This is a genomic window from Paenibacillus sp. KS1, from assembly GCF_001680695.1.
GTDB lineage: Bacteria > Bacillota > Bacilli > Paenibacillales > Paenibacillaceae > Paenibacillus_B > Paenibacillus_B suaedae.
The window spans coordinates 1-378 of sequence record NZ_MAIS01000323.1 but is presented as its reverse complement, the minus strand read 5'-3'; the positions used below and the strand labels follow the sequence as shown (position 1 = coordinate 378).

1 protein-coding gene is annotated in these 378 nt (G+C 57.7%); it reads right to left on the bottom strand.

The window, feature by feature from the left end:
* Positions 1-378 (bottom strand): phosphopantetheine-binding protein (locus BBG47_RS28505; protein WP_139070849.1); only part of this gene is annotated, 378 nt, incomplete at both ends.

Below are 378 nucleotides of genomic sequence, written 5' to 3'. Positions count from 1 at the left end.
GAGGACACCGGGTAGTAGTCCCTTGCTTCGGCCTGCGGAATGACGGCATATTCCAACCGCTCCAGCTCAGAGATCGCCTGCGCCATCTCTTCAACTGTCGGATAAAAGAACACGTTTCTTAGGGGCAGGCTCACGCTCATTTCCTTGTTTACTCTGCTTACAAGCGTCATCGCTCGGAGCGAATGGCCCCCGATTTCAAAGAAGTTATCGTGGATGCCGACGCGTTCCAACCCCAGCACCTCTTGCCATAGTTGCACCAGCTTCGCTTCCGTTACCGTGCACGGCGCTGCATACTCCGTTCCCGTCTGCAGTGCCCCTTCCGGCGCAGGCAGCGCCTTGCGATCCAGTTTCCCGTTTGGCGTGAGCGGCATCTTCTCC